1 protein-coding gene is annotated in these 1300 nt (G+C 67.9%); it reads right to left on the minus strand.

Annotated elements, in window-relative coordinates; all coding sequences use genetic code 11:
• Positions 1–39: 39 nt before the first annotated feature.
• Positions 40–1229 (minus strand): IS3 family transposase gene (locus ACIBEC_RS47810; RefSeq protein WP_360510341.1). Its coding sequence is split into 2 segments (ribosomal slippage): positions 40–965 and positions 965–1229, totalling 1191 coding nucleotides; the frame shifts between segments, so codons are not numbered across the junction.
• Positions 1230–1300 lie beyond the last annotated feature (71 nt).

Here is a 1300-nt window from a genome sequence, read left to right on the forward strand (position 1 = left end):
TGAGCTGCCCCGAGTTTCGTAGAGTCCGCGATTGTGTGATCAAGCGGCCTGCGGGGCTTCCTCCAGGCTCGCCCAGTACGCCTGCTCGTATTCGTCGGGCGGCAGGTAGCCGAGGGCGGAATGGAGTCGTTCACCGTTGTACCACGCGACCCACTGGAAGACGGCCCGCTCGACCTCGTCAAAGTCCCGCCATGGTCCCTGATGCTCGATCAGTTCGGCCTTGAACGTGCCGTTCAAGGCCTCCGCCATCGCGTTGTCGTACGAGTCCGCGACCGAGCCGACGGACGCGGAGGCGCCGACCTCGGCCAATCGCTCTGTGTAGCGAATGGACACGTATTGCGACCCGCGGTCGCTGTGATGAATGAGGCCGGCGTCCTTCTTGATCCTCTGCCGCCACAGCGCCATCTCCAGCGCGTCCAGTGGCAGGTCGGTGCGCATATGGGTGGCCGCCTGCCAGCCCACGATCCGGCGGGAGTACGCGTCCAGGACGAACGCCACGTACGCCCAGCCCGACCAGGTGCGGATGTAGGTCAGGTCGGCCAGCCACAGCTGGTTCGGGCGCTCGGCGGTGAAGCGCCGGTTGACCAGGTCCGGCGGGCGCGCGGCGGTCGGCTCCGGGATGGTGGTGCGGCGGCGTTGCCCGCGGATGACGCCCTCGATGCCGAGCTCCCGCATCAGCCGCTCGACCGTGCAGCGGGCCACCGCATGTCCGGCCCGGACCAGGCCCCGGGTGACCCGGCGGGCCCCGTAGGTGCGGCCCGAGTCCTCCCACGCGGCTGTGACCAGCGGAATCAGCTCCTCGTCGCGGAGTCGGCGGGCCGACTTCGGGCGCTGCTTGCGCGCGAAGTACGTCGACGGCGAGAGCTCCAGCACCCGGCACACGGGATCGACCCCGAAACCGTCACGCAGGTGGTCGATCACCTGCTCGGCCTCGTCCGGGGACGGTCGATCTCCTGGGCAAAAAACACACTGGCCGCTTTGAGAATCTCGTTGGCCCGCCTCAACTCGGCGTTCTCTTTGCGCAGTTGCTTCAGCTCCTCCAGTTCGGAGCTGGTCAGGCGGTCGTCGCGCTCGCCTGCGTCGGCCTCGGCCTGGCGGACCCAGGACCGCAGGGCTTCCTTGTGGATGCCGAGGTCGCGGGCAACGTGAGCCACCGGGCGGCCGGTCGAGCGAACCTCGCGGACCGCGCGCTCGCGGAGTTCATCGGGGTACTTACGTGGTGCTGGCACTGCTCGTGGTTCTCCTTACGCCTGGATCGTAACCCAGGCTTCAAAGACTCCACGAAGATCAGTGCAGCTCA

The organism is Kitasatospora sp. NPDC051164 (assembly GCF_044455625.1).
In the GTDB taxonomy this organism is placed as follows: domain Bacteria; phylum Actinomycetota; class Actinomycetes; order Streptomycetales; family Streptomycetaceae; genus Kitasatospora.